Consider the following 23,384-nt stretch of genomic DNA (forward strand, 5'->3'; position numbering starts at 1 on the left):
TACGGCTGGGTATAAAGATCAGCCATTGTCGCGCAGAGCATGCGATGCGTGGGGAAGATGCTTTTCCTTGTGCTTTATGACCAGTCGGTCGAGCTTGTCGGCCAAGACGTCGATGGCTGCGTACATGGTGGTTGCAGCGGCATCGGCGTGCAGGGTGCGCCCGGGTAGATTCACCGTGGCGACGACGAGGTAGTCAGGCTTGCGGGTGGACAACTGGACGCGGACTTCGCAGTGCTGGTCGAAGTGCCGACCCAGCCGTTCCAGCTTTGTTTCCACGTATTCCTTCAGGGCAGGCGTGACTTCAACTTGCTGGCCATACGTCTCGATACGCATCGGATTCCTCCTGTGGTTCGGGGTTGCCTAGATGAACCCTGCGCTGCCCAACGAATGCTTCAGACGATGCGGACGCGTTCGTGAGAGGCACAGATGTTCATGGCCTCACGATACTTCGCAACGGTGCGGCGCGCTACCGGTATGCCACTGGTTTTGAGCATTTCAGCCAGCTTGGCGTCAGAAAGCGGTTTGCGCGGGTTTTCCGCATCGATCAGGTTGCGGATCATCGACTGGATGGCGGTGCTGGAAGCCTCGCCGCCGCCTTCGGTATCAATGCCGGAGGCGAAGAAGGCGCGCAGCGGCAGGGTACCGCGCGGGGTACGCACGTACTTGCGGGCGATGGCGCGCGAAATGGTGGATTCGTGCAGTTCCAGCTCGGCGGCGATTTCACGCAGCGTTAGCGGACGCAGGGCCTGTTCGCCGAATTCCAGGAAGCCGGCCTGGTGGTGCAGCAGGCTGTTGACCACGCGCAGCAGGGTTTCACCACGGGCTTCCAGGCTTTTCAGCAGCCAGCGCGCTTCCTGCAGCTGTGCACGCAGATAGCTGGCGTCGGCGTCACCGCAGCGACGGATCAATTGTTCGTAACCGCGATTGATGACGACCCTGGGGCCGGCATGACCGGCCAGCGCGCAGCGCCAGATGCCGCGCTGGCGCCAGACCACGCAATCGGGCACGACATAGGTGTCCGAGGTCATCTGTCCCAGTTGCTTGCCAGGGCGCGGGTCCAGCGAGCGCAGCAACTGCACGGCTTCTTCCACGTCGGCGGCAGGCTGCTTGAGTTCCTGGGCGATGCCGGCAATGCCGGCGCGCGGCAGGCGCTCCAGTGGGCCATCGGCGATGCGGCGGGCCAAGGCCAGGGCAGGGGTTTGGCAGGGCAGCACGTCCAGCTGCAGGCGCAGGCATTCGCCCAGGCTGCGCGCGCCAACGCCCGCTGGATCGAAGCGCTGGATCTGGCGCAGCACCGCCATGATCTCGTCTTCGTCGGCGTGGATTTCCGGCAGCAGGGTCTGCGAGATTGTCGACAGCGGCTCGCGCAGGTAGCCGTCTTCATCCAGGGCATCGATCAAGGCCACGCCGATGGCGCGATCGACGGGGCCAAGATGGGTCAGGTGCAGTTGCCACAGCAGATGATCGGCGAGGGTGTCGCCATCTTCGGCCTGCTCGCGCTCGCCGTTGTCACCCTCATCGTCGAATGAACCGGAGCGCGCGCTGCTCCAGTCTTCATCGCCGCCGTCCCAGTCTTCGCCCTCGGCATTGATGTCGCCTTGTGCGGGATCAATCGGGGCATCGTCGTTGGCGCTGCTCGTCGGCGCATCATCGCCGTCGTTGGTTTCGGTGTTTTCCGCCCATTCCAGCAGTGGATTGGTTTCCACTGCTTCGGTGAGTTCCAGCTCCAGCTCGGTGCTGGACATCTGCAGCAGCCGTATGGCCTGACGCAACTGCGGCGTCATCACCAGGCTCTGTCCCATCGATGTCTGCAGCCGAGCTTTCATGCCTGTTCCGTTCGGGTAGGGGCACGACGTGGCGCTGCGACTCAGAGGGTGAAGGCGTCCCCGAGGTAGACACGGCGCACATCGGTATTGGCCAGCAATTCTTCCGGTGCCCCCTGCGCCAGTACGCTGCCCTCAGCGAGGATATACGCACGGTCGCAGATTCCCAAGGTTTCGCGCACATTGTGATCGGTGATCAGGACACCGATGCCGCGTTGCTTGAGGTGGGTCACGATGCGCTGGATCTCGCCGACCGAGATCGGGTCGACGCCGGCAAACGGTTCGTCGAGCAGGATCAGGCGTGGCTTGGCTGCCAGCGCGCGGGCGATTTCGCAGCGACGGCGTTCGCCGCCGGACAGGCTTGCACCGGTCTGATCGGCCACATGGCTGATCTGCAGTTCTTCCAGCAGCGAGGACAGTTCGCGTTCGCGGCCGGCATTGTCCAGGTCCTCGCGCAGTTCCAGCACCAGGCGGATGTTGTCGGCCACGCTGAGCTTGCGGAACACCGACGGCTCCTGCGGCAGGTAACCCACGCCCAGCTTGGCGCGCTCGTACATCGGCTCGGAGGTGATGTCCTTGCCGTCCAGCACGATGCTGCCGGCATCGGCGGCGACCAGGCCGACGATCATGTAGAAACAGGTGGTCTTGCCGGCACCGTTGGGGCCGAGCACGCCGACCACTTCGCCGGCATCCAGGGTCAGCCCGAAGTTCTTGACGACTTCGCGGCTCTTGTAGCGCTTGCGCAGGCCTTGGGCAACGAGCATTACTTGTTGTCTCCCGACGCCGCTGCTGCCGGCGCCTTGTTCTTGGGCTGGATCACGGTGCGCACGCGGGTGCCGTCGCCACCGCTCTGCATCGCGCCGCTGCGGGTGTTGTAGACCATGCGCTGGCCGGCGTTGGTGCCGCGCTCGGATTCAACCTTGTAGTTGCCGGTGAGCACGATGACTTCGGTGGCGACGTTGTAATCCAGGTTGTCGGCGCGGGCATTCATCCAGGTGTTGTCGTCCATCTGCTGCTTCAGCGTGGCCTGCTTGCCGGTCAGTACGACGCGCTCGGTTTCGCCGTTCTTCTGGATGACGTCGGCGGTATCGGCATGGATTTCCAGCGTGCCTTGGGTGATGACCACATTGCCGCTGAAACGGCACTTGCCATTGTCACCGACCATGTTGCAGTCGCTGTTGGTCGAATCGATGGTCATCGCCTGGTTGCGATCGGACGACTTGGCCCACGCCATGCCGGGTGCGAGCAGGGCGGCGAGCAGGGTGATCGACGCGAGCTTAGCGGGCAGCATTGGGTTCATAGCGGGTCTTGACCTGGGAAAGGAGAGAATACTGCTGGGATTTGAGGTTGGCACGGAAGCCGACACCGGTCTGGGTGAGGCCCGGCCGGGTCACCGTGACGCGGCCATCGGTGCGCGCCAGATTCTGCTCGGTCAGCACGTCCAGCGCATCGGTGCGGAAAGTAGTGGGAGGCGTCCTGCCATCATTGGGGCTGTCGCCGGCAACACTGCCGCGCAGGCGCAATTCCTCGCCCTTGGGGCTGACCCAGCCGGTATCGGCGCGCAGTTCCCAGTGCTGTCCGGCGGCATCGGGCAACAGGAACAGGGGCTTGCTGATGGTCGAGGTCTGGTCGGCGCGGTTGCGCGCCATCGAGGGCGCGCGCAGGGTCACCGACTCGTGGCCTTCCTTGTCCAGGGTGACGATTTCAAAATCGGTCAGGGTGAAGTCGGTGCTGCCTTCTTCGATCGCGGTGGGGGCGGTGCTGGCGCGGTTGCGCCATGCCGACCAGCCGGTGAGGAGTGCTGCCAGCAACAGGCCAATACCAAGAAGCGAGCGCCAGCTCATCAGGAAAACCTCGCCAGTACAGCGTCCAGCTTGCCTTGCGCGGCCAGCAGTACGTCACACAGCTCGCGCGCCGCGCCACGCCCGCCCTGGGCACGGGTCTGCCAGTGCACGCGTTCGGCGATCCAGGGATGGGCATCGGCCGGTGCCACCGCCAGGCCGACCGCACACAGCGGTGCCAGGTCGGGCAGGTCATCGCCCATGAAGGCAACCTGGTCCAGGCCGATGCCGTGCTGTTCGCACAGCGCGCGTACGCTGGCCAGCTTGTCGCCCACCGCGATCTGGGTGTCGATGCCCAGGTCGGCGCCGCGGCGCTGCGCCGACAGGCTGTTGCGGGCGGTGATCAGCACCGGGTGGATGCCATGCTGCTGCAGCAGTTTCAGGCCCAGGCCGTCCTGCACGTAATACGCCTTGCTCTCGTTGCCGGCGTGGTCGTAGAACAGGCGACCGTCGGTCAGGGTGCCGTCCACGTCAAAGCAGGCCAGGCGGATGCTGCCGGCGGTGGCGTGCAGGTTGGCGGGGAAAAGCGCGAGCGGCGAGTAGGGCATGGGCAGGCAGTATCCGTTGCGGCAGGTCGGGCGTTGGCCCGAGGCCGTTGATTGTGCGGGGTTCAGACGACTTTTGCCCGCAACAGGTCATGAATGTTCAGGGCGCCGACGGGGTGATTGTCGCCGTCGACCACGATCAAGCCATTGATCTTGTGGGTTTCCAGCAGGCGCGCGGCTTCGGCCGCAAGCTGGTCGGCACCGATGGTGCGCGGGTTGCGGGTCATCACCTGGGCGATGCTGGCGGTGCGCACGTCCAGGTCGGTGTCCAGGGCGCGGCGCAGGTCGCCATCGGTGAACAGGCCAACCAGCTTGCCCTGCGCATCGACCACGGCAGTCATGCCCAGACGCTTGCGGCTCATTTCCATCAGCGCCTGGCTGAGGCTGGCGTCGTCACTGACGCAGGGCAGGTCGTCGCCGGCATGCATCACATCGGTGATGTGCAGCAGCAGGCGCCGGCCCAGGCTGCCGGCCGGGTGCGAGCGGGCGAAATCGTCGGCGGTGAAGCCGCGCGCGTCCAGCAAGGCCACGGCCAGCGCATCGCCCATCGCCAGCGAGGCGGTGGTGCTGGAGGTCGGGGCCAGCGCGAGCGGGCAGGCCTCGTGGTCGACGTTCACGTCCAGATGCACGTCGGCGGCCAGCGCCAGGCTGGACTGGGGCCTGCCAGTCATGGAAATCAGTGGGTTGCCCTGGCGCTTGAAGACGGGCAGCAGGGTCAGTACTTCATCCGATTCGCCGGAATAGGAGAGCGCCAATACCACGTCATCTTCGGTGATCATGCCCAGATCGCCGTGCCCGGCTTCGCCCGGGTGCACATAGAACGATGGGGTGCCGGTCGAGGCCAGGGTTGCGGCGATCTTGCGCGCGATATGCCCGGATTTGCCCATGCCGGTGGTGACCACGCGGCCGCGCGAGGCCAGTACCAGGCGGCAGGCGGCGGCGAATTCGGTACCGATGCGGCCGCCCACCCGGTCCAGTTCGTCGCGCTCGATCTCGAATACACGGTGACCACTGGCCACCAGGTCGGCGTCGCGCAATGTAGCCAGGGAAAGCGGGGAAGCAGCCATACGGATGCCACTCGGATAGTAGAATGGGGGTTCATTTTATTAGGAAAGCGCTTTGGACGCCGAGACCATCCGAAATCTGATCGAAGCCGGCCTGCCGGGCGCCCGCGCCGACGTGCAGGGCGACGACGGGGTGCACTTCGAGGCCACGGTGATCTGCGAGGCATTCGCCGGCAAGATGCCATTGGCGCGCCACCGCATGGTGTATGCGACGCTGGGCGACCTGATGGGCGGCGCCATCCACGCGCTGGCGCTGAAAACCCTTACTCCGGGTGAAGCCGGCTGAGCCGGCGCACTCTCTTTTCCCTATACCGGCCTTAAATCCATGGCAAAAATCGTAGTCACCGGCGGCAAAGCGCTGAACGGTGAGGTTCATATCTCCGGCGCCAAGAACGCCGTCCTGCCGATCCTGTGCGCCACCTTGCTGGCCGATGCGCCGGTGGAAATCACCAACGTGCCGCATCTGCACGACGTGATCACCACCGTGAAGCTGCTCGGTGAGCTGGGCGCCAAGGTCACCATCGACCAGGGCACGTTGTCGCGCGGCAGCGCGGTGGTGGTGGATCCGCGCACCGTCGATCAGCACGTCGCGCCATATGAACTGGTCAAGACCATGCGCGCCTCGATCCTGGTGCTGGGTCCGTTGCTGGCCAAGTTCGGCAAGGCCGAAGTGTCGCTGCCGGGCGGTTGCGCCATCGGCTCGCGTCCGGTCGACCAGCACATCAAGGGCCTGCAGGCCTTGGGTGCGGAGATCAGCGTGGAGAACGGCTTCATCAAGGCCCACGTCGATGGACGCCTGAAGGGCGGCCGTTACACCTTCGACATGGTCAGCGTCACCGGCACCGAGAACGTACTGATGGCTGCCGTGCTGGCCGAAGGCACCACGGTGCTGGAGAACGCCGCGATGGAGCCGGAAGTGGCCGACCTGGCGCATTGTCTGATCGCACTCGGCGCGAAGATCGAAGGCATCGGCACCGCACGGCTGGTCGTGGAGGGCGTGGAGCGCCTGCATGGCGGCCGTCACGCAGTGCTGCCTGATCGCATCGAAACCGGCACCTTCCTGGTGGCGGCGGCGATGAGTGGCGGGCGCGTCACGGTGCGCAATGCGCGTCCGGATACGATGGATGCGGTGCTGCACAAGCTGACCGAAGCCGGTGCCGAGATCAGCACCACCGAGGACAGCATCACCCTGGACATGCACGGCAAGCGGCCCAAGGCGGTGAACATCACCACCGCGCCGCACCCTGCTTTCCCGACCGACATGCAGGCCCAGTTCATGGCGATGAACTGCGTGGCCGATGGCGTTGGCGTGATCAAGGAAACCATCTTCGAGAACCGCTTCATGCACGTCAACGAGCTGTTGCGGCTGGGCGCGGATATCCAGATCGAAGGCCATACCGCCATCATCCGCGGTGTTGAGAAGCTCAGCGGCGCGCCGGTGATGGCGACCGATCTGCGTGCGTCGGCCTGCCTGATCCTGGCCGGTCTGGTGGCAGCTGATGAAACCAGCATCGACCGCATCTACCACCTTGATCGTGGCTACGAGAACATTGAGGAAAAGCTCAGTGGGCTGGGTGCCAACGTGCGGCGGATCGCATGATCCTCAGGGGCCGGTTCACCCCGCGTCGCAAGGCACTGCTGGCCCTGGTGCTGCTGGCCCTGGCCTGGTTGGGCTGGGGCTGGTACAGCGGTGTGGCCATCACCCAGGGCGTGGAGAAGGAGCAGATGGACTGGAATGGCGATGGCCAGGTCAGTCGCGACGAGTTCCTGCAGGCCTTCTATGCGGTGCAGGTGAAGGACAGCGAGGAAGGCGATCGCCAGTGCCGCAGCTTCATCTGGCGCAAGAGCGGCGAAGAGTTTCGCCGCGATTGCCGCACGGTGTTCAAGAAGCCGGCGGCGGAGTAAGTGCAACGCCGTAGTGCCGAGACATGCTCGGCAGAAGCATTACCGAGGCGCCCTCAAACGGGCGCCTCTTTTTTTGTAGGAGCGGCGTAAGCCGCGAAGCTGATGATCCATCAGATCGCAGATGTGCTGGTGTCTTGATAGTGCCGGCTTCGCGGCTGACGCCGCTCCCACAAAAGAATCTGGGCCGACGGCTCCCTCCCTTTCGCGCAGCGAAGGGGAGGGCTGGGGAGGGGGGCTTTGCTGCTTCTGACAAGGCCCCTGCCGAGCATGGCTCGGCACTACCTGCTCCCTCCCTCTCGCGCAGCGAAGGGGAGGGTTTGGGAGGGGTAAGCTCTATTGCTTCGGGCAAGGGCTTTGCCGAGCATGGCTCGGCACTACAGCTTGGCTTACTGGATCGACTTGATGGTCAGGTCCAATGCGTCCTGGCCGTTTTCACGCTGCAGCAGGCGCGCCGGTACCGGCATGCCGGGGACGATCCAGGCGATCTGTTCCTTGTTGCCATCCACGCGCGACACCTTGGTGGCTTCCTGCTGCTTGCCGCCGATGGTCATGTTCTCCTTGCCGATCACCCGGTAGGTCATCGGCTTGATGCGACCGTCATCCACCATGCGGTAGTTCAGTGGCTTGCCGGCGTTGACGTCGCGGGCAATGGCCAGGTTGATCAGCAGGGCATCCATGTCGCCGTTCTGCAGGCGGATCGGACCGCTGCGCTCGGGCTTTACGTCGCCGGTCCAGGTGGCCTGGTTGCTGTTCCAGTCGTAGCGTGCATCCACCTGCTTGCGCTTGATCAGCACGACCGACCGATCGTGGCTGCTGAGCGGGCGCAGCCTGCCACCCTGCTCGTCGAACACGGTGGCCTGGCTCAGGTCGGCCATCGGGTTCTTGATCTGCAGGCTGTAGCGCCATTGATTGTTGCCCGCGGGAGCGACCGTCATCACGCCATTGGCCTGCATGCCCATGTAGCTGGCCTGGTAATTGGCAGTGAACGGCTCAATTGCCAGGGCCGGCACGCTGGCGACGACCAGCGCGGCGGCTGCGAGGTAACGCAGGGGGCGGTGGGAAAGCTTCATGCTCAGGCTCCTTGGTATTCGATCAGGCGCAGGTCGATTTCGTCCTGCCCGTCTTTGCGTTGCAGGATGCGCACCGGCGTTGGCACGCCGTTGGCAATCCACAGGATGGTTTCATCATTGCCGCCATTGGTGCGATACACCCGCAAGGCGTCATAGCTGAGATCACCCACCTGCACGTTCTCGGTGGTATCGGCGGCGCGGTACTCGTACTGACGCACCCGGCCGACATCGACATAGCGGTACTGCAGGGCCTGGCCCGGCCGCGCGTCGCGCATCAGGGACAGGTTCAACAGCAGTGCGCTCTGGTCGCCGCGCTGCAGTGGAATGGGGCGCTGCCGTTCTTCCTTCAGGTCACCCTGCCACTGGGCTGTACCGGCCTGCCAGTTATAGACGCCGGTGACCTTCTTGCTCATGAACAGGGCCTTCTTGACCGTGCTCTGGCTCAACGGCGTGTAAACACCGCCTTCGTTGTTGAAGACATTGCTCTGCTCGATGTTCAGGCCGAGCACGCTGGCAAAGCCGCGCTTGCCGCGTACCGCCATGTCCACCCGCCATTGGCTGTCGTTGTTGTGGGTCACGCGCATGGTTGCATCACCGGCTTCCTTGCCCTTGTAGAAGGCCTGGTAGGTGGCGACGAAAGGCTCCAGCGCCGGAGGCGTCCACTCCAGCGCGGGCAATGCCGGCGCAACCGGGGCCGGTGTCGGCGCGGCGGCTGGCGTTTCCTGGGCGTGACTGACCGCCGATACCAGCAGGGCGGTCAGAACCAGTGGTTTGAAAAGCGCTATGGCCATGCGGAGAAGAGGGCAGGAAGAAGGGAGATCATGCCAAACCACACAGCAGCAGCCTGTGTGGATCAGCGGCGGAGGGTTCCGGCGGAATCTAGGCGCAATGGGCTAAACAGGGACTGACCGTCAAACAGCACCACGCCATCCCGTTCAGCCAGGTGATTGGCGACCAGCAGTTGAACGCTGGCCAGCAGCAAGGGGTGTTCGACCGCCAGTACGCGCTGGGCCAGGGATTCCGCGGTATCGGCGGGCAGCACCGGGACGCGGGCCTGGGCGATCACCGCCCCGGCATCCAGTTCCGGCACCACGAAATGCACGCTGGCGCCGTGCTCGGCATGACCGGCCTCGATGGCCCGGGCATGGGTGTGCAGACCCTTGTGCAGGGGCAGCAGAGAGGGGTGGATGTTGATCAGGCGGCCGCTGAAACGCTGGACGAAGGCAGCGCCGAGGATGCGCATGTAACCGGCGCAGATGATCCAGTCCGGCTGGCTCGCCGCCACTGCTTCGGCCAATGCGTCGTCAAAGGCCTCGCGGTTGGCGAAATCCCGGGGCGCGCGCGCCCAACGCTGCGCGGGCGCCACTTTCTCCAGCGCCGCCGCACTGGGCTTGTCGGAGAACACGCCGACAATCTGCGCATTCAGTTGGCGTGCGGCAATCGCGTCGAGCAGGCTTTGCAGGTTGCTGCCACGCCCGGAGGCAAGTACGGCAAGGCGTGGCGCGGTACTCATGCGCGGGCGTTCCGCAGCAGTGGCCAGAGCACCAGGCTGCCCAGGGTGGCCAACAGCATGTCGGCGTGGGCGTCCCAGATGTCGCCCTGCTGGCCGTTATAGGCCTCGGCGGCTTCCGGTGACAGGGCCAGGGCGATACCCCACTCCAGCCATTCGTAGGCCAGGCTGGTGCACATGATGGTCATCACCGCCAGGGTGAACGCCTGGCCAACACGCAGGGCCGGCCAGGTGCGGCGGGCCAGCTGGGTCAGCGCGGGGGTGAAGCAGATGCCATACAGCAGGTGGATCAGGCGATCGAAATGATTGCGCTCCCAGCCGAAGGCGGCATCCGGCGACCAGCCGAACAGCGCCTGCGCCCACTGGTCATAGGGGATGTTGGAGTACAGCCAGCGCGCACCTATGCAGTGCAGCACGATGAAGCCGCAGATGGCGATGAAGGCACCATTGCCCAACGGCCAGCGGCGGTCCACCCACCACAGCGCCAGCAGGCCGAGCACGGTCAGCGAGCTGTGCAGGGCCTGTTCAACAGGCCATAGCGGTTTGATCCAGGTAAGCGCGAATACAACAAGCACGCCGATGAAGGCGGCCTTCTTGGCGGCTGTCATGTAGGCGTTGGCTCAGCCGATGTGGACGCGTTCAGCGCCGTTTTCAGCCACCACTTCACCAATCTGCCAATGCGCCAGCTCCAGCGTATCCAGGGTGGCGTTGATGGCGGTGACCTGGTCGGCCGGCACCAACAGGACGAAGCCGATGCCGCAGTTGAAGGTGCGCCACATCTCGCTGTCGGCCACGTTGCCTTCGCGCTGCAGCCACTGGAACACCGGCGGCAGCGTCCAGCTGCTGGCGTCGATGCGCAGGCCCAGGCCTTCCGGCACCACGCGGATGATGTTTTCGGTCAGGCCGCCGCCGGTGACGTGTGCCATGCCGTGCACGGCGGCGCCGTGGGTCTTGAGCAGCGACAGGATCGGCTTGACATACAGGCGGGTCGGCGCCATCAGCGCGTCGACCAGCTTGACGCCGTCTTCCAGCACCAGCTCGGCCGGGCTGCCGGCGCGTTCATAGATGCGGCGCACCAGCGAATAACCGTTGGAGTGCGGGCCCGACGAGGCGATGCCGATCAGGACATCGCCCTGGGCAACGGCCGAACCGTCCTTCAGCTCGCTCTTTTCGACGCCGGCGACGGTGAAGCCGGCCAGGTCGTATTCGCCCGGGGCATACATGTCGGGCATTTCAGCGGTTTCGCCGCCGATCAACGCGCAACCGGCTTCGGTGCAGCCATTGGCGATGCCGCCAACCACGGCCGCAGCGGTGTCGATGTCGAGCTTGCCGGTGGCAAAGTAATCCAGGAAGAACAAGGGCTCGGCGCCTTGCACCAGCACGTCGTTGACGCACATGGCGACCAGATCGATGCCGATGGTGTCGTGGCGTCCCAGCTGTTGTGCCAGCTTCAGCTTGGTGCCGACGCCGTCGGTACCGGAGACCAGTACCGGCTCACGGTACTTGCTGGAGAGGTCGAACAGGGCGCCGAAGCCGCCCAGTCCGCCCATCACCTCCGGGCGGAAGCTGCGCTTTACCAGCGGCTTGATACGCTCGACCAGTTCATTGCCTGCGTCGATGTCGACACCGGCGTCACGGTAGGTCAGGGGGGAGTTGGCAGAGATCGAGGGGCTGGTCACGGGCGGCTGCACTGGCGGGGTGAACGGGCGATTTTAACAGGCCACGTTGGCGTGAAGGCCCCATTCGGGCAACAATTCCCTCCGGAATCGTCGAGCAATGGAAATTTCAATGCGTCGCAGCCTGGTCACAATCCTGTTTCTGGCGCTCTGCCTGCCCATTTCACTGGTGCAGGCGCAGTCGTCCGGCATGCGTACCGAAGGGGACGTAGCCGGCGCCCGTAGTGCCTATGAGGCCGAAGTGCCGGTCAACAGCCAGAGTGAGGCCGACCGCAACGGCGGGCTGGCGCGCGCGCTGGGCGCGGTGCTGGCCAAGTTGTCCGGGGACCGCAGCGCCCTGGCCCGGCCAGGTGTGGCGCAGGCCCTGCGCAGCGCCAAGGACATGGTCGAGAGCTACGACTACCGGCAGGACCAGAGTGTGAGCGCCAGTGGTGCGCCCAGCTTCCGTACCATGCTGGTGGCGCGTTTCCGCCAGGACGATGTTGATGGGCTGGTAGCGGCGTTGGGGCTGCCGGTATGGCCGCAACCCCGGCCCAAGCCGGTGGTTTGGCTGGCCATTGACGATGGTAGTGGCCCGCGCCTGGTCGGTGTGCCGCAGTCCAACGCGGCGCGGCCGTTGCTGGACCGCGCGGTGGAACGTGGCTTCAAGCTTGGCTTGCCGGCTGGTGGAGCCGCTGAGCAGGCCTTGGTCGGTGCGATCTGGCGGCAGGACACCGCCGCCGTGGCGCGCGCTTCGGCACGCTATGCGCCGCCGATGCAACTGGTGGGCAAGCTGTACCGCGGCAAGGGCGGTGGTTGGGTTGCCGACTGGGTATTTGTCGACAATGGTCGCGAGCTGTCCAAGTGGACGACGACTGACGGCGATGCACGGCGGGCGATGATGGGCGGTGCCGATGGTGCGGCCGACGCGCTGGTGCGGCGTTATGCCAAGGCGCCGGTGGGCGGAGCCGCTGGCGTGTACCGGATCGTGGTCAGCGGTATCCGTAGTGCCGACGACTATCTGCGTCTTGCCGCGACCCTGCAGAGTGTGGCGGTGGTCAAGTCGATCATGCCGATCCAGGCGTCCGGCGACCGGCTGGAACTGGATGTCGAGCTGATGAGTGGCCTGCCTGGCTTCAACCGCATGCTGGGCCGCGATGCCGCCCTGCAACCGGTGGGTGCGGTGGACGACGGTGATGCGGATGCCTCCACCGAAAATGACAACAGCAGTCGCCGTGCGGAGTACCGTATTCGATGAGCACTGATACAGCGGAAATGGAAATCGCGCTGTTCCTGCGCCGCCTCAAGTGGGTGGTGCTGGTGGCCTTCGGGCTGTGGGTGACATGGTTGCTGGCACCGGTGCTGACCCCGTTCGTGGTCGCCTTGATGCTGGCCTGGCTGGGCGATCCGCTGGTGGATCGGCTGGAAGCCAGTGGGCGTTCGCGCAATACCGCCGTGGTGCTGGTATTCGTGCTGATGATCCTGCTGTTGGCCTTGGCGCTGTTGATCCTGGTGCCGTTGATCCAACGCCAGATCGTCACCCTGGTGGCTGCCTTGCCGCAGGGGCAGGATTGGTTGATGAACACCGCGATTCCGTGGATCGAGCAGAAAACCGGTCTGGAAATCATGGCCTGGCTGGACCCGGGCCGGCTGTTCGAGTGGGTGCGCAGCCATTGGCAGCAGGCAGGTGGTGTTGCCACCACGTTCTTCGGCTACGTGTCGCGCTCGGGCTTCGCGATGGTGGCCTGGGTGATCAACCTGGCCTTGTTGCCGATCCTGGCCTATTACTTCCTGCGTGACTGGGACAAGCTGGTCGAGCGGGTTGCGTCGATGATCCCGCGCAACCATATCGAGGTGGTGTCGCGGCTGGCGCGGGAGTCCAATGACGTGTTGGGCGCCTTCATCCGCGGCCAGATCGCGGTGATGATCGCGTTGGGCGTGGTGTATGCGGCAGGCCTGACCCTGGTCGGTTTGAACCTGGGCCTGTTGATCGGGTTGGTTGCTGGCCTGATCAGCTTCATCCCCTACCTCGGGGCGACTACCGGCGTGGTGCTGGCGGTGCTGGCTGCGCTGGTGCAGTCGCAGGGCTTCGACCTGCAGTTGCTGGTACTGGTGGGTGTGGTCTTCACCGTCGGCCAGTTGCTGGAAAGCTATGTGCTGACGCCGCGCATCGTCGGTGACAAAATTGGCCTGCATCCGGTTGCGGTGATTTTCGCGGTGATGGCCGGGGGCCAGCTGTTTGGCTTCCTGGGAATGCTGCTGGCCTTGCCAGCGGCGGCGGTGATCAACGTGTTGTTGCGCTATGCGCACCAGCGTTATCGCCAAAGTGAGTTGTATGCCGGCCACGGGCCGACGATTGTGTTGGATCCGCGCAGCGTTGATGTGCCGGCGGATCTGAGCATCGTGTCGAAGGATGTAGAACCTAAGTGAGTGTGCCGCAGTTACCGCTGGCCTTGCGTTACCCGCCAGACCAGCGCTTTGAAACCTTCATCGGTGCGCCGGACGGCGCGCTGGCGCAGTTGCGCGCGGTTGCCAATGGCGACAGCCAGGACTGGATCTATCTGGTGGGTGCCGGTGCTACCGGCAAGACGCACCTGGCCCTGGCCACCTGCGCGGCCGCGCTGCAGGCTGGGCGGCGACCCGCGTACCTGCCGTTGCAGGCGGCTGGCACGCGTCTGCAGGACGCATTGGAAGCGCTGGAAGGCCATGACGTGCTGGCACTGGACGGGCTGGAATATGTTGCGGGCCGGCGCGACCAGGAAGTGACCCTGTTCGAATTCCATAACCGCGCGCGCGCCGCCGATGTGACCGTGATCTATACCTCGCGGTTGCCACCCGATGGTCTGGGACTGGTGCTGCCGGACCTGCGTTCGCGCCTGTCACAGTGCAGCCGCATTACCCTGGAACCGCTGGATGCCGAGGGCCGCGGTGCCGTGCTGCGCGAGCGCTCGGTGCGGCGTGGGCTGGTGATGGATGAGGCGACGCTGGACTGGTTGCTGACCCGCACCGGCCGTGACCTGAGCGGACTGGTGACCTTGCTGGAGCGACTGGACCGTGAATCGCTGGCGGCCAAGCGCCGCATCACCGTGCCGTTCCTGAAGCGGGTACTGGAGAACGGGCAGGGCTGATAGCAGGATTCGGGCTCTCAGCTCTTGTGGGAGCGGCGTGAGCCGCGAAGCCGCTAACGCATCTTAAAAAAAATGCCTGCAATCGCAGGCATTTTGTATCTGAAGCTCAGTTGCTTCGTGGTTCACACCGATCCCACAAACAATGCATCGGTTCGGCATTTGTGGGAGCGGCGTCAGCCGCGAAGCTGGTGCCGTATCTGCAGACAAAGATGCACGCAATTGCAGGTATTTCTGGGCTCGGAATCTTCAGTTGCTTCGCGGCTCATGCCGCTCCCACAAGCTGCTTGTCCAATTGCTGCAGGCGCTCGGGGGTGCCCACGTCGGTCCAGCGGCCTTGGTGGTGCTGGCCGCTGATGCTGTTGTTGGCCATGGCCGCGCGCAGCAAGGGTGCCAGTTTGAAGCGTGGTGGTGTTTCTGCGGCGCCGTCTGCATTGCCAATCACTGCCTGCCAGTCCTGCAGCAGCTGTGGCCGGTACACGCCGATGCCGGCAAAGGTCAGGCGTGCTTGTTCGCCCTCGTCATGCACCTGGCCATCGGCATCCAAAATGAAATCACCGCGGGGGTGCTGCAGTGGGTTGTCGACCATGACCAGGTGGGCGCTGCCCTTCGGTTGCCGCGGAAGCGTGGCGAAATCGAAATCGCTCCAGATATCGCCATTGACCGCCAGGAACGGTGCATCGCCGAGCAGCGGCAGCGCGTTGTGCATGCCGCCGCCGGTTTCCAGCGGCACCGGTCCTTCGTACAGATAGTGCAGGCGCAGGTGCCAGCGACTGCCATCGCCCAACTGCTCGGGGAACTGCGCGGCCAACCAGCTGGTATTGATCACCACATCGGTGATCCCCAGCGTAGCCAGACGCCGCAGATGCCATTCGATCAGGGGCACGCCGGCCACGGCCAGCAGCGGCTTGGGTGTGTGATCGGTAAGCGGACGCATGCGCTCACCCAGCCCGGCGGCAAAGATCAGCGCCTTCATGCTGCGGCCTTGGCAGCCATCGCCGGCTTGAAGCGGCGTTCGAACAGCGCCTGCAGCGGCCCCAGTTCCGGGTAGCGCGGCAGCACCTCATCCAGATAGCGGATGAAGCGGGGTGCATCCTCGAAATAGTGGCCCTTGCCGTCGCGGTCGCGCAGGCGCACGAAGATGCCGAGGATCTTCAGATGGCGCTGCACGCCCATCCAGTCTGCATCGCGCAGGAATTGTGGCCAAGGGCGTACCGGCAGGCCTGCGGCCAGTGCCTGCGCGTGATAGCGGGCGAGCCAGGCGTCGACCTTTTCCAACGGCCAACTCAGGAACGCATCCTTGAACAGGCTGGCCGGGTCGTAGGCAATTGGTCCGCTGACCAGATCCTGGAAGTCCAGCACCGCCGGGCCGCCTTCGACCGGCATCAGGTTGCGCGGCATGAAGTCACGATGCGTCAGTACTTGTGGCTGGTTCAATGCGTTGTCCATCAGGCGCCGCTGCACCAGTTGCAACTGCTCGCTCTCGCCGCAGTCCAAGGTCAGGCCGAGGTGGCGCTGCACGAACCATTCTTCAAACAGGCCAGCATCACGCTGCAGCAGCGCCTCGCCGAACGCGCCCATGCCCGCGGGCACCGGAATCGATTGCAGGCGGATCAGCTGGGTGAAGCTTGCATCGAACCACGCGTCGGCATTGTCATCGTTGATGAAACGCGCGAGCGTCGGCCCGCCCAGGTCCTCCAACAGCAGGAAGCCGTGTTCGACATCGCGCGCCAGTACCTGCGGCACGCGTACGCTGTTGGTCTCGAGCAGGTCGTGCATGCGCAGCCACGGCCGCACATCTTCCAGCCCCGGCGGTGAATCCATCACGATGTGGCTGCCACGCGTGCTGGTTGCGCGCCAGTAGCTACGGAAGCCTGCATCGACCGATGCGCGCTGCAGGGAGGTGGCAGGGTCGCCGAGTGCGGCGATGGTCCACTGCAGGCGTTGCTCGGCGCGCAGCGGATCGGAAGCGGGATCGTTCATGGGCACTACGAATGAAGCGGCGCCCGCAGGCGCCGTTGGGAGAGGAATCAGCGCTTGCCGCCACTGATCAGGCGCAGGAGTGCGAGCAGCGCGATCGCGCCGATGATGGCGCCGACGAAGCCGGCCGGCTGACCTGCCGAATACCAGCCCATCTCACGGCCGAACCAACCGGCGAATACCGCACCAGCGACGCCGAGCACGATGGTCAGCAGGCAGCCCATGCGGTTGTTGCCGGGCATGAAGAAGCGCCCCAGCAGGCCCACGAAGAAACCGATCAGGATGATGTACAGCCAGCTGTCGCTGCCAAACAGTCCGCTCATGTTCTTGTCCGTGCCAAAGAAAAACGCAGCCTAGCAAGGCCAGGCTGCGTTCGTCATCAAACCATCGAGCGGTGGGCGATCAGCAGCAGCCGTGGCCACCGTGACGGGTGCCGCTGTCGGCGGCCACCGGCGAACCGCTGGTCTCGCCACGCAGGCTGGCGGCGTGGTGGTCGAACAGCACCTTGGACACGCAGGAGGTGACGCGCTTGCCCATCGGGATGTGCAGGAACTCGTTCGGGCCGTGCGCATTGGAATGCGGGCCAAGCACGCCGGTGATCATGAACTGCGCACCCGGGAATTTCTCGCCCAGCATGCCCATGAACGGGATCGAGCCGCCTTCGCCCATGTACATGGCCGGCTTACCGAAGAAGGCCTGGCTGGCGTCGTCGATGGACTTCTCCAGCCACGCGGCCATCGCCGGTGCGTTCCAGCCGGTGGAGGCCTTTTCCAGGTCCAGGCTGACGTGGGCGCCGTTCGGCGGATCCCGCAGCAGGGCTTCCTTCAGCAGCTCGCCGCAGGCCTTGCCATTGGCGGTCGGCGGCAGGCGCAGCGACAGCTTCACCGAGGTTTCCGGGCGCAGCACGTTGCCGGCCGATTCCAACGGCGGCATGCCGCCGATGCCGGTGACCGACAGCGCCGGGCGCCAGGTGCGGTTGAGCACCAGTTCGGTCAGTTCATCGCTCATCGGCTTGAGGCCGTCGACCAGCGGGAACTTGTCGAAGATGGCGGTATCGACCACGTCGGCAGCGCGCTTCGCCTGTTCCAGGCGCTCGGCCGGCACTTCCACGTGCAGGCCGTCGAGCAGGATGCGGCCGGTCTTCTCGTCCTCGATGCGCGACAGCAGCTGGCGCAGCAGGCGGAAGCTGGACGGCACCACGCCGGAGGCGTCACCGGAGTGCACGCCCTCGTTGAGCACCTTGACGGTGAAGTTGCCGCCGGTCAGGCCGCGCAGCGAGGTGGTGCACCACAGCTGGTCGTAGTTGGCGCAGCCCGAATCCAGGCACACCACCAGCGACGGCTGGCCGATGCGCTCGGCCAGATGGTCGACATAGGCCGGCAGGTCGTAGGAGCCGGACTCTTCGCAGGCCTCGATCAGGATCACGCAGCGGGCGTGCGGCAGGCCCTGTTCCTGCAGTGCCAGCACCGCGGCCAGCGAGCCGAAGATGGCGTAGCCGTCATCGGCGCCGCCGCGGCCGTACAGCTTGTCGCCGCGCAGCACCGGCTTCCACGGGCCCAGGTCGTCGTCCCAGCCGGTCATTTCCGGCTGCTTGTCCAGGTGGCCGTAGAGCAGCACGGTGTCGTCGCCGGTTTCCGGGCCGGTGGCTGGGATTTCCAGGAAGATCAACGGGGTACGGCCTTCCAGACGAACCACCTCGACCTGCAGGCCGGGGATGTTCTGCGCCTTGGCCCAGCTCTCCATCAGGTTGACGGCCTGATCCATGTAGCCGTTGGCGACCCAGTTGGCGTCGAACATCGGCGACTTGTTGGGGATGCGGATGTAATCGACCAGTTGCGGGACGATGTCGTTGTCCCACTTGTCGCTGAGAAATTGGCCGATCTTGGCGCTGTCCATCTGGATCTCCGGTAGCAATGTCAGGTGTAACCATTCTACGCCGCTCGTTTGTTCATCGGGCTTGCGGCGGTTTCATCAATGAATTTTGTAGGACTTTTCCTACAGAGGCTCGGGGTGTTGGCTGGCTGTTTGCTTAACCCGCGCCGGATATTCTGGGTTCATGTGGCGCGGGACACTGATCCGACCGGCGGGATAGCCAGCCGATCAACGACCAAGCCACAAGGAGTACAGCGATGAAGCTTTTAACCGTAACGCTGCAGTCTCTGATTTTCGCATTGTTGTTGACCCTGACGGCGCAAGCCAAGGACAAGGTCGATATCAATACCGCCTCAGCGGCGGAGCTGAATCAGGTGTTGGTGAATGTCGGCCCTTCCAAGGCGCAGGCGATCATCGAGCACAGACAGGCCAACGGACCTTTCAAGAGTGTCGAGGAACTGGCGCTTGTGAAGGGAATCGGACTGAAGACGGTCGAAAGGAATCGAGACCTGATCGAAGCGAGGGCCGGAGCTGCCCCCGCCAAGAAAGCTACCGGGACGGTAGCTGCACAGCCGGTTGAGAGGCGCTGAGCGGAAGGAATCGAATAGTGACCCGCCAGGACGGCGGATCACCAGGAACCCGAAAAGGGCAGGACGCTGGGGGCTGGCAGGATGCCAACAAGGATGTGAGGTCGTCCGGTGTTGCACAGTGACGTGCAGCCGGGCGATTTTTCTGTCTGTGCTCCAAAGGAACAAGGCCCGGGTCTTCCCGGGCCTTGTTCGTTTCTGGGGACTCGTGGGCTGGAATGCGAAGCTTGGATGTGCGCTGGCGTCGTCGACATTCCAATCATGAAGCCCGGCAAACATGTAGCCCGGGTAAGCGCAGCGCACCGGGGCTTTTCGCGAGGGGCTACCGGCCAGTCGTAGCCCGGGTAAGCGCAGCGCACCCGGGGCTTTTCGCGAGGGGTTCTTCCAGCCAGTCGTAGCCCGGGTAAGCGCAGCGCACCCGGGGCTTTTCGCAAGATGTCCATTTCAGCGAGGTGTAGCCAGGGTAAGCACAACGCCAACTGAGAGCTCTCCGCAAAGAGCCCCGGGTGCGCTGCGCTTACCCGGGCTACGGGGTCTACAGGTTCTGCCAACCCGGTGCCGACGTTGAATGCCGGTTATTGGCGTTGCTTGCTTGTGGCAAGGCTCGGCAGAAGGGTGCTTAGACCAGCCCGGTGGCGTAGTACACGCCGATGATCGCGAACACTGCCAGGGTCTTGATGATGGTGATGGCGAAGATGTCCTTGTAGGACTGGCGGTGGGTCAGGCCGGTGACCGCCAGTACGGTGATCACCGCACCGTTGTGGGGCAGCGTGTCCATGCCGCCGGACGCCATCGCGGCGACGCGATGCAGCACTTCCATCGGAATGCCCGCAGCCTGCGCATTGGCGATGAAGCTGTCGGCCATGGCCGCCAGCGCGATGCTCATGCCGCCTGACGCCGAGCCGGTGATGCCGGCCATGGCGGTGACCGAGACCGCTTCGTTGACCAGCGGATTGGGAATCGAGCCCAGTGCATTGGCTACCACCAGGAAGCCGGGCAGGGCGGCGATGACCGCACCAAAGCCATACTCGGAGGCAGTGTTCATCGAGGCCAGCATGGCGCCGCCGATGGCCGACTTGGTGCCCTCGGCGAACGAGGCCACCACCGGCTTCCAGGCAAAGGCGATGACGCTGAGGATGCCCAGCAGCAAGGCGGCCTGCACGGCCCAGATCGCGCCCAGCTTGGAGACCTCCTGCACCACCGGGGCCGGGTTGCCGATCACCGCCGGGATGAAGGACTGGGTTTCGCCGTAGAAGCCGGGAATCCAGCGGGTGAACAGGAAGTTGGCGACGCCGACCAGGATCAACGGGGTGATCGCGACCAGCGGGTGGGCCAGGTTCTGGCCGTGGAACGGCTCGGGCTCATTGCGCAGTTCGTCATTGGCGCCGGCATAGCCTTCGCCATTGCGGATGGCTACGCGGCGGCGCCATTCCAGGTAGCTCATGCCTAGGATCAGGATCACCACGGTGCCGATCACACCCAGCCATGGTGCGGCCCAGCTGTTGGTGCCGAAGAAGGCTGAGGGGATGATGTTCTGGATCTGCGGCGTGCCCGGCAACGCGTCCATGGTGAAGGTGAAGGCACCCAGCGCGATGGTGCCGGGAATCAGGCGCTTGGGGATATTGCTCTGGCGGAACAGCTCGGCGGCGAAGGGGTAGACCGCGAACACCACCACGAACAGCGACACGCCGCCGTAGGTGAGCAGCGCACAGACCAGCACGATCGACAGCATCGCGCGTTTGGCACCAACCAGCTTGATGGTGGCGCTGACGATGGACTTGGAGAAGCCCGATACCTCGATCAGCTTGCCGAACACCGCGCCCAGTACGAACACCGGGAAGTACAGCTTGAGGAAGCCGACCATCTTGTCCATGAACAAGCCGGTGAACATCGGCTGCACCAGGCTGGGATCGGTCAGTAGCACCGCACCCATCGCGGCCACCGGCGCGAACAGGATCACGCTGTAGCCGCGGTAGGCGACAAACATCAGGAAGCACAGGGCCGCCAAGACAATCAGAAACGACATTCACAGCTCCCCGGCCAATACATTGCCGGCGAGTATCAGGATCGGGAGCGGCCCGGCCCACTGTACGAAGGGACTATACGCGGTCGGCTAACGCTCCATTAACGTGCGCTCCATGGCGACATTCGTGTGTCGCAACGTCATACCCGGGAGGAGGGAGACCAATGAAGCGCAAGTATCTGAGTATCGCCATCGGTGGCATTCTGTTGGCACCGGCCGCATTCGTGCAGGCGCAGGAGCAGCAGGCTGCAGGGAGTCAGGCCACCACGCTGGATTCGATCAAGGTCACCGCGCGCAAGCGTGAGGAAACCTTGCAGGACGTGCCGGTTGCGGTGACGGCGTTTACGCCGGAGACGCTGGACAAGCTGAACATCAAGGACCTGAGTGATCTGGGGGCACAGGTCCCGAATTTGACCATCTACGCGGCACGTGGCTCGACCAGCACCGCGACGGTCTATATCCGTGGCGTAGGCCAGGCCGATCCGCTGTGGGGCGTGGATCCGGGCGTTGGCATCTACCTGGACGACGTCTATATCGCCCGCCCGCAGGGGGCGCTGCTGGACGTCTTCGACGTGGAGCGCATCGAAGTGCTGCGCGGTCCGCAGGGCACGCTGTACGGCAAGAACACCATTGGTGGCGCGATCAAGTACATCTCGCGCGGCCTGCCGCAGGAAACCTCGGGCTTCGCTTCGGTCACGATTGGCAACTACAACCAGCTCGACGTGAAGGCAGGCATCGGCGGCGAGATCGGCGGCAAGGACAGCGGCCTGCGTGCCCGCGTGGCCGTGGCCAGCATGAACCGCGATGGGTTCGGCAAGAACACCTATACCGGCCAGGATGTCAGCGACAAGGAAATCAACGCTGCGCGCCTGCAGGTGGGGGCGTACTCGCAGGATGATTTCGACGTGCAGTTCGCCTTCGACTACATGGATGACCAGTCGGGCGTGCGCGGTGCACAGATGCTGGCGCCCAATCCGCTGGCACCTGCGTGGCAGCCGACGCCGGACCGCTACGACATCCGCAGCGGCATGAAAAACGTCAACGATACCGAGATGAAGGGCGCTTCAGCGACCGTCAACTGGCGTCCGAGCGAGAACTGGGCGTTCAAGTACGTGCTGGCCAAGCGGGAGTCCGATACCGAGACCAATATCGACTTCGACACCACCCCGCTACAGTTGGTGGATGTGCGCGCGTTCTACTCCGACAGCCAGGTCAGCCAGGAATTGCAGGCCAATTTCGACGGTGGTGGTCGTGCGCGCGGCGTGATGGGCCTGTACTGGTTCAACGGTGATGCCGGCGGCCAAGTGCTGAACCATTTCTGGAATCCCAAGCTGCCGAATAGCATTGCCAATCCGCTGTATGGTGATACCCAGGGCGTGGTCAACACCAAGAGCATCGCCGTCTATGCAGACTGGACGTTCGATCTGACCGACAAGTTGAAGCTGGACGTGGGTGCACGCTACACCGACGAAGACAAAAACGCGCTGGCGTTGAATCGCTTCTATACCAGCGACCAGTACGAAACCTCGTGGGGCACGGCGGCGAACTTCGACAAGACCGTCAACTTCAAGAATGTCTCGCCCAAGCTGTCGCTGGATTACCAGATTACGTCCGACATCATGGCGTACATCTCCGGTTCGCGCGGCTTCAAGTCCGGTGGTTACAACATCCGTGCCAACACGACTTCGATTCCACGTTCGGGTGAGCCGTTCCAGGACGAAGTGGTCGACAGCTACGAGATCGGCAGCAAGATGTCGTTCCTCGACCAGCGTGCGTTCTTGAATCTTGCGTATTTCTACAACAAGTACAAGGACATCCAGCTCTCGGTGTTCACCTCGTACACGCTTCCCAACGGCAGCCAGAGTTTCTTCGGTGACTTCACCAACGCCGGCAAGGGCACGGTGCAGGGTGTTGAAGTGGAATACCAGTTCCTGCCGACCAAGCACTGGCTGATCAGCGGCAATATCGCCTGGCTTGACGCGAAGTACGACGAGTTCATGAGCGGCGGTGTCAATATCGCCGACACGCAGTACTTCACAAATGCGCCGGAGTTCTCGGGTGCATTCAACGTGGAGTACCGCACCGATCTGGCCAATGGCGGCAATCTGTCGGCTCGGGTGGGTTACTCGTATCAATCCGAAGTCTGGCCGACCACCGACCTGAGTCCGGTGATCAAGCAGGATGGTTACGGACTGTTGGGTGCAGGTGTGATCTGGAAGCTTGACGATGCCTGGTCGCTGTCGTTGCAGGGCAGCAACCTGACTGACAAGTCGTATCGCACCACCGGCTACAACATCGGTGCCTATGGTGTGCTGACGGGCTTCTACGGTGCACCGCGCCAGTACACCCTGACCGCACGCTACGACTTCTGATCCAGGTTCCGG

Annotated in this window: 24 protein-coding genes and 1 pseudogene; 8 read left to right on the forward strand and 17 right to left on the reverse strand. The window is 64.2% G+C overall.

The window, feature by feature from the left end:
* Positions 1 to 18: 18 nt before the first annotated feature.
* The 7 genes from raiA to RT131_RS03625 form a co-directional block, all read right to left on the reverse strand.
* Entirely contained in the window at positions 19 to 333 is a 315-nt protein-coding gene (gene raiA / locus RT131_RS03595; RefSeq protein WP_057628895.1) for a ribosome-associated translation inhibitor RaiA, read from the reverse strand.
* A gap of 59 nt (positions 334 to 392) precedes the next feature.
* The gene (locus RT131_RS03600; RefSeq protein ID WP_313170350.1) at positions 393 to 1,826 is read right to left on the reverse strand and encodes an RNA polymerase factor sigma-54; all 1,434 of its coding nucleotides are present in this window, start codon (positions 1,824 to 1,826) and stop codon (positions 393 to 395) included.
* Between the two features lie 41 nt (positions 1,827 to 1,867).
* The gene (gene lptB / locus RT131_RS03605; protein ID WP_313170352.1) at positions 1,868 to 2,587 is read right to left on the reverse strand and encodes an LPS export ABC transporter ATP-binding protein; all 720 of its coding nucleotides are present in this window, start codon (positions 2,585 to 2,587) and stop codon (positions 1,868 to 1,870) included.
* Positions 2,587 to 3,123, reverse strand: coding sequence for a lipopolysaccharide transport periplasmic protein LptA (gene lptA, locus RT131_RS03610; protein ID WP_313170354.1), 537 nt, complete (start codon positions 3,121 to 3,123; stop codon positions 2,587 to 2,589). Before lptA ends, lptB begins: the two co-directional genes overlap by 1 nt.
* A complete protein-coding gene (lptC, locus tag RT131_RS03615) occupies positions 3,101 to 3,667 on the reverse strand; it encodes an LPS export ABC transporter periplasmic protein LptC (protein ID WP_313170355.1) in 567 nt (188 codons plus the stop codon). Before lptC ends, lptA begins: the two co-directional genes overlap by 23 nt.
* The gene (locus RT131_RS03620) at positions 3,667 to 4,212 is read right to left on the reverse strand and encodes an HAD hydrolase family protein (RefSeq protein WP_313170356.1); all 546 of its coding nucleotides are present in this window, start codon (positions 4,210 to 4,212) and stop codon (positions 3,667 to 3,669) included. Before RT131_RS03620 ends, lptC begins: the two co-directional genes overlap by 1 nt.
* Before the next feature lie 62 nt (positions 4,213 to 4,274).
* Complete coding sequence (locus tag RT131_RS03625; protein ID WP_313170358.1) at positions 4,275 to 5,276, reverse strand: KpsF/GutQ family sugar-phosphate isomerase; 1,002 nt, start codon at positions 5,274 to 5,276, stop codon at positions 4,275 to 4,277.
* 52 nt (positions 5,277 to 5,328) lie between these two features.
* Between RT131_RS03625 and RT131_RS03630 the strand changes: the two genes are divergently transcribed.
* From RT131_RS03630 to RT131_RS03640, 3 genes are read left to right on the forward strand one after another with little or no spacing between them, the layout of a single operon-like run.
* Positions 5,329 to 5,559, forward strand: coding sequence for a BolA family protein (locus tag RT131_RS03630; protein ID WP_313170360.1), 231 nt, complete (start codon positions 5,329 to 5,331; stop codon positions 5,557 to 5,559).
* A 39-nt stretch (positions 5,560 to 5,598) separates the two neighbouring features.
* Positions 5,599 to 6,873, forward strand: coding sequence for a UDP-N-acetylglucosamine 1-carboxyvinyltransferase (gene murA / locus RT131_RS03635; RefSeq protein WP_313170361.1), 1,275 nt, complete (start codon positions 5,599 to 5,601; stop codon positions 6,871 to 6,873).
* On the forward strand, positions 6,870 to 7,178 hold the full coding sequence (locus RT131_RS03640) for an EF-hand domain-containing protein (protein ID WP_313170363.1): 309 nt from the start codon (positions 6,870 to 6,872) through the stop codon (positions 7,176 to 7,178). Before murA ends, RT131_RS03640 begins: the two co-directional genes overlap by 4 nt.
* A 386-nt stretch (positions 7,179 to 7,564) precedes the next feature.
* Here the strand turns inward: RT131_RS03640 and RT131_RS03645 are convergent, their stop codons facing one another.
* From RT131_RS03645 to purM, 5 genes are all read right to left on the reverse strand, one after another.
* Entirely contained in the window at positions 7,565 to 8,248 is a 684-nt protein-coding gene (locus tag RT131_RS03645) for a DUF3108 domain-containing protein (protein WP_313170366.1), read from the reverse strand.
* 2 nt (positions 8,249 to 8,250) lie between these two features.
* A complete protein-coding gene (locus RT131_RS03650; protein ID WP_313170368.1) occupies positions 8,251 to 9,039 on the reverse strand; it encodes a DUF3108 domain-containing protein in 789 nt (262 codons plus the stop codon).
* A 62-nt stretch (positions 9,040 to 9,101) separates the two neighbouring features.
* Entirely contained in the window at positions 9,102 to 9,761 is a 660-nt protein-coding gene (gene purN, locus RT131_RS03655) for a phosphoribosylglycinamide formyltransferase (protein ID WP_313170370.1), read from the reverse strand.
* A complete protein-coding gene (locus RT131_RS03660; RefSeq protein WP_313170372.1) occupies positions 9,758 to 10,366 on the reverse strand; it encodes a DUF2238 domain-containing protein in 609 nt (202 codons plus the stop codon). The genes purN and RT131_RS03660 overlap by 4 nt, the downstream gene beginning before the upstream one ends.
* A 12-nt stretch (positions 10,367 to 10,378) precedes the next feature.
* Positions 10,379 to 11,437, reverse strand: a complete 1,059-nt coding sequence (gene purM, locus RT131_RS03665) for a phosphoribosylformylglycinamidine cyclo-ligase (RefSeq protein ID WP_313170374.1) — start codon at positions 11,435 to 11,437, stop codon at positions 10,379 to 10,381.
* Positions 11,438 to 11,534: 97 nt separating this feature from the next.
* Here purM and RT131_RS03670 point away from each other — a divergent pair, with 97 nt between their 5' ends.
* The 3 genes and pseudogenes from RT131_RS03670 to hda all read left to right on the forward strand — a co-directional run bounded on the left by RT131_RS03670 (position 11,535) and on the right by hda (position 14,541).
* A complete protein-coding gene (locus tag RT131_RS03670) occupies positions 11,535 to 12,671 on the forward strand; it encodes a DUF2066 domain-containing protein (RefSeq protein ID WP_313170376.1) in 1,137 nt (378 codons plus the stop codon).
* A pseudogene (locus RT131_RS03675) lies at positions 12,668 to 13,756 on the forward strand (AI-2E family transporter); the annotation flags it as partial. The gene RT131_RS03670 and the pseudogene RT131_RS03675, both read left to right, overlap by 4 nt.
* Positions 13,757 to 13,839: 83 nt before the next feature.
* A complete protein-coding gene (hda, locus tag RT131_RS03680; protein ID WP_313170378.1) occupies positions 13,840 to 14,541 on the forward strand; it encodes a DnaA regulatory inactivator Hda in 702 nt (233 codons plus the stop codon).
* A gap of 262 nt (positions 14,542 to 14,803) precedes the next feature.
* On the opposite strand, the gene murU is transcribed toward hda, so the two are convergent.
* From murU to RT131_RS03700, 4 genes are all read right to left on the reverse strand, one after another.
* On the reverse strand, positions 14,804 to 15,514 hold the full coding sequence (gene murU, locus RT131_RS03685; protein ID WP_313170380.1) for an N-acetylmuramate alpha-1-phosphate uridylyltransferase MurU: 711 nt from the start codon (positions 15,512 to 15,514) through the stop codon (positions 14,804 to 14,806).
* Positions 15,511 to 16,521 carry a phosphotransferase gene (locus tag RT131_RS03690; protein ID WP_313170382.1) on the reverse strand — a complete coding sequence of 337 codons (1,011 nt, stop codon included), beginning with the start codon at positions 16,519 to 16,521 and terminating at the stop codon, positions 15,511 to 15,513. Before RT131_RS03690 ends, murU begins: the two co-directional genes overlap by 4 nt.
* A 47-nt stretch (positions 16,522 to 16,568) precedes the next feature.
* The gene (locus tag RT131_RS03695) at positions 16,569 to 16,841 is read right to left on the reverse strand and encodes a GlsB/YeaQ/YmgE family stress response membrane protein (protein ID WP_313170384.1); all 273 of its coding nucleotides are present in this window, start codon (positions 16,839 to 16,841) and stop codon (positions 16,569 to 16,571) included.
* A gap of 79 nt (positions 16,842 to 16,920) precedes the next feature.
* Positions 16,921 to 18,414: a M20 family metallopeptidase gene (locus tag RT131_RS03700; RefSeq protein WP_313170386.1), complete on the reverse strand. Its 1,494-nt coding sequence runs from the start codon at positions 18,412 to 18,414 to the stop codon at positions 16,921 to 16,923.
* Between the two features lie 233 nt (positions 18,415 to 18,647).
* On the opposite strand from RT131_RS03700, the gene RT131_RS03705 reads away from it, so the two are divergent.
* The gene (locus tag RT131_RS03705; protein WP_313170388.1) at positions 18,648 to 18,980 is read left to right on the forward strand and encodes a helix-hairpin-helix domain-containing protein; all 333 of its coding nucleotides are present in this window, start codon (positions 18,648 to 18,650) and stop codon (positions 18,978 to 18,980) included.
* Positions 18,981 to 19,596: 616 nt separating this feature from the next.
* Here the strand turns inward: RT131_RS03705 and RT131_RS03710 are convergent.
* Positions 19,597 to 21,003 carry a GntP family permease gene (locus RT131_RS03710; RefSeq protein ID WP_313170389.1) on the reverse strand — a complete coding sequence of 469 codons (1,407 nt, stop codon included), beginning with the start codon at positions 21,001 to 21,003 and terminating at the stop codon, positions 19,597 to 19,599.
* Positions 21,004 to 21,164: 161 nt separating this feature from the next.
* On the opposite strand from RT131_RS03710, the gene RT131_RS03715 reads away from it, so the two are divergent.
* A complete protein-coding gene (locus RT131_RS03715; RefSeq protein WP_313170391.1) occupies positions 21,165 to 23,372 on the forward strand; it encodes a TonB-dependent receptor in 2,208 nt (735 codons plus the stop codon).
* Positions 23,373 to 23,384 lie beyond the last annotated feature (12 nt).

Origin of the sequence: Stenotrophomonas sp. (assembly GCF_032066555.1) — a bacterium.
Taxonomy (GTDB): Bacteria; Pseudomonadota; Gammaproteobacteria; order Xanthomonadales; family Xanthomonadaceae; genus Stenotrophomonas.

What these genes read in the sequence shown, in the direction of transcription:
- lptC (WP_313170355.1), bottom strand. Translation starts at nt 3,667, where the DNA reads ATGAGCTGGCGCTCGCTTCTTGGTATTGGCCTGTTGCTGGCAGCACTC.
- RT131_RS03625 (WP_313170358.1), bottom strand. Translation starts at nt 5,276, where the DNA reads ATGGCTGCTTCCCCGCTTTCCCTGGCTACATTGCGCGACGCCGACCTG.
- RT131_RS03690 (WP_313170382.1), bottom strand. Translation starts at nt 16,521, where the DNA reads ATGAACGATCCCGCTTCCGATCCGCTGCGCGCCGAGCAACGCCTGCAG.
- RT131_RS03700 (WP_313170386.1), bottom strand. Translation starts at nt 18,414, where the DNA reads ATGGACAGCGCCAAGATCGGCCAATTTCTCAGCGACAAGTGGGACAAC.
- RT131_RS03640 (WP_313170363.1), top strand. Translation starts at nt 6,870, where the DNA reads ATGATCCTCAGGGGCCGGTTCACCCCGCGTCGCAAGGCACTGCTGGCC.
- RT131_RS03620 (WP_313170356.1), bottom strand. Translation starts at nt 4,212, where the DNA reads ATGCCCTACTCGCCGCTCGCGCTTTTCCCCGCCAACCTGCACGCCACC.
- RT131_RS03600 (WP_313170350.1), bottom strand. Translation starts at nt 1,826, where the DNA reads ATGAAAGCTCGGCTGCAGACATCGATGGGACAGAGCCTGGTGATGACG.
- RT131_RS03670 (WP_313170376.1), top strand. Translation starts at nt 11,535, where the DNA reads ATGGAAATTTCAATGCGTCGCAGCCTGGTCACAATCCTGTTTCTGGCG.
- lptB (WP_313170352.1), bottom strand. Translation starts at nt 2,587, where the DNA reads ATGCTCGTTGCCCAAGGCCTGCGCAAGCGCTACAAGAGCCGCGAAGTC.
- RT131_RS03710 (WP_313170389.1), bottom strand. Translation starts at nt 21,003, where the DNA reads ATGTCGTTTCTGATTGTCTTGGCGGCCCTGTGCTTCCTGATGTTTGTC.
- raiA (WP_057628895.1), bottom strand. Translation starts at nt 333, where the DNA reads ATGCGTATCGAGACGTATGGCCAGCAAGTTGAAGTCACGCCTGCCCTG.
- murA (WP_313170361.1), top strand. Translation starts at nt 5,599, where the DNA reads ATGGCAAAAATCGTAGTCACCGGCGGCAAAGCGCTGAACGGTGAGGTT.
- purN (WP_313170370.1), bottom strand. Translation starts at nt 9,761, where the DNA reads ATGAGTACCGCGCCACGCCTTGCCGTACTTGCCTCCGGGCGTGGCAGC.
- RT131_RS03645 (WP_313170366.1), bottom strand. Translation starts at nt 8,248, where the DNA reads ATGAAGCTTTCCCACCGCCCCCTGCGTTACCTCGCAGCCGCCGCGCTG.
- murU (WP_313170380.1), bottom strand. Translation starts at nt 15,514, where the DNA reads ATGAAGGCGCTGATCTTTGCCGCCGGGCTGGGTGAGCGCATGCGTCCG.
- RT131_RS03650 (WP_313170368.1), bottom strand. Translation starts at nt 9,039, where the DNA reads ATGGCCATAGCGCTTTTCAAACCACTGGTTCTGACCGCCCTGCTGGTA.
- RT131_RS03660 (WP_313170372.1), bottom strand. Translation starts at nt 10,366, where the DNA reads ATGACAGCCGCCAAGAAGGCCGCCTTCATCGGCGTGCTTGTTGTATTC.
- RT131_RS03705 (WP_313170388.1), top strand. Translation starts at nt 18,648, where the DNA reads ATGAAGCTTTTAACCGTAACGCTGCAGTCTCTGATTTTCGCATTGTTG.
- RT131_RS03715 (WP_313170391.1), top strand. Translation starts at nt 21,165, where the DNA reads ATGAAGCGCAAGTATCTGAGTATCGCCATCGGTGGCATTCTGTTGGCA.
- RT131_RS03695 (WP_313170384.1), bottom strand. Translation starts at nt 16,841, where the DNA reads ATGAGCGGACTGTTTGGCAGCGACAGCTGGCTGTACATCATCCTGATC.
- lptA (WP_313170354.1), bottom strand. Translation starts at nt 3,123, where the DNA reads ATGAACCCAATGCTGCCCGCTAAGCTCGCGTCGATCACCCTGCTCGCC.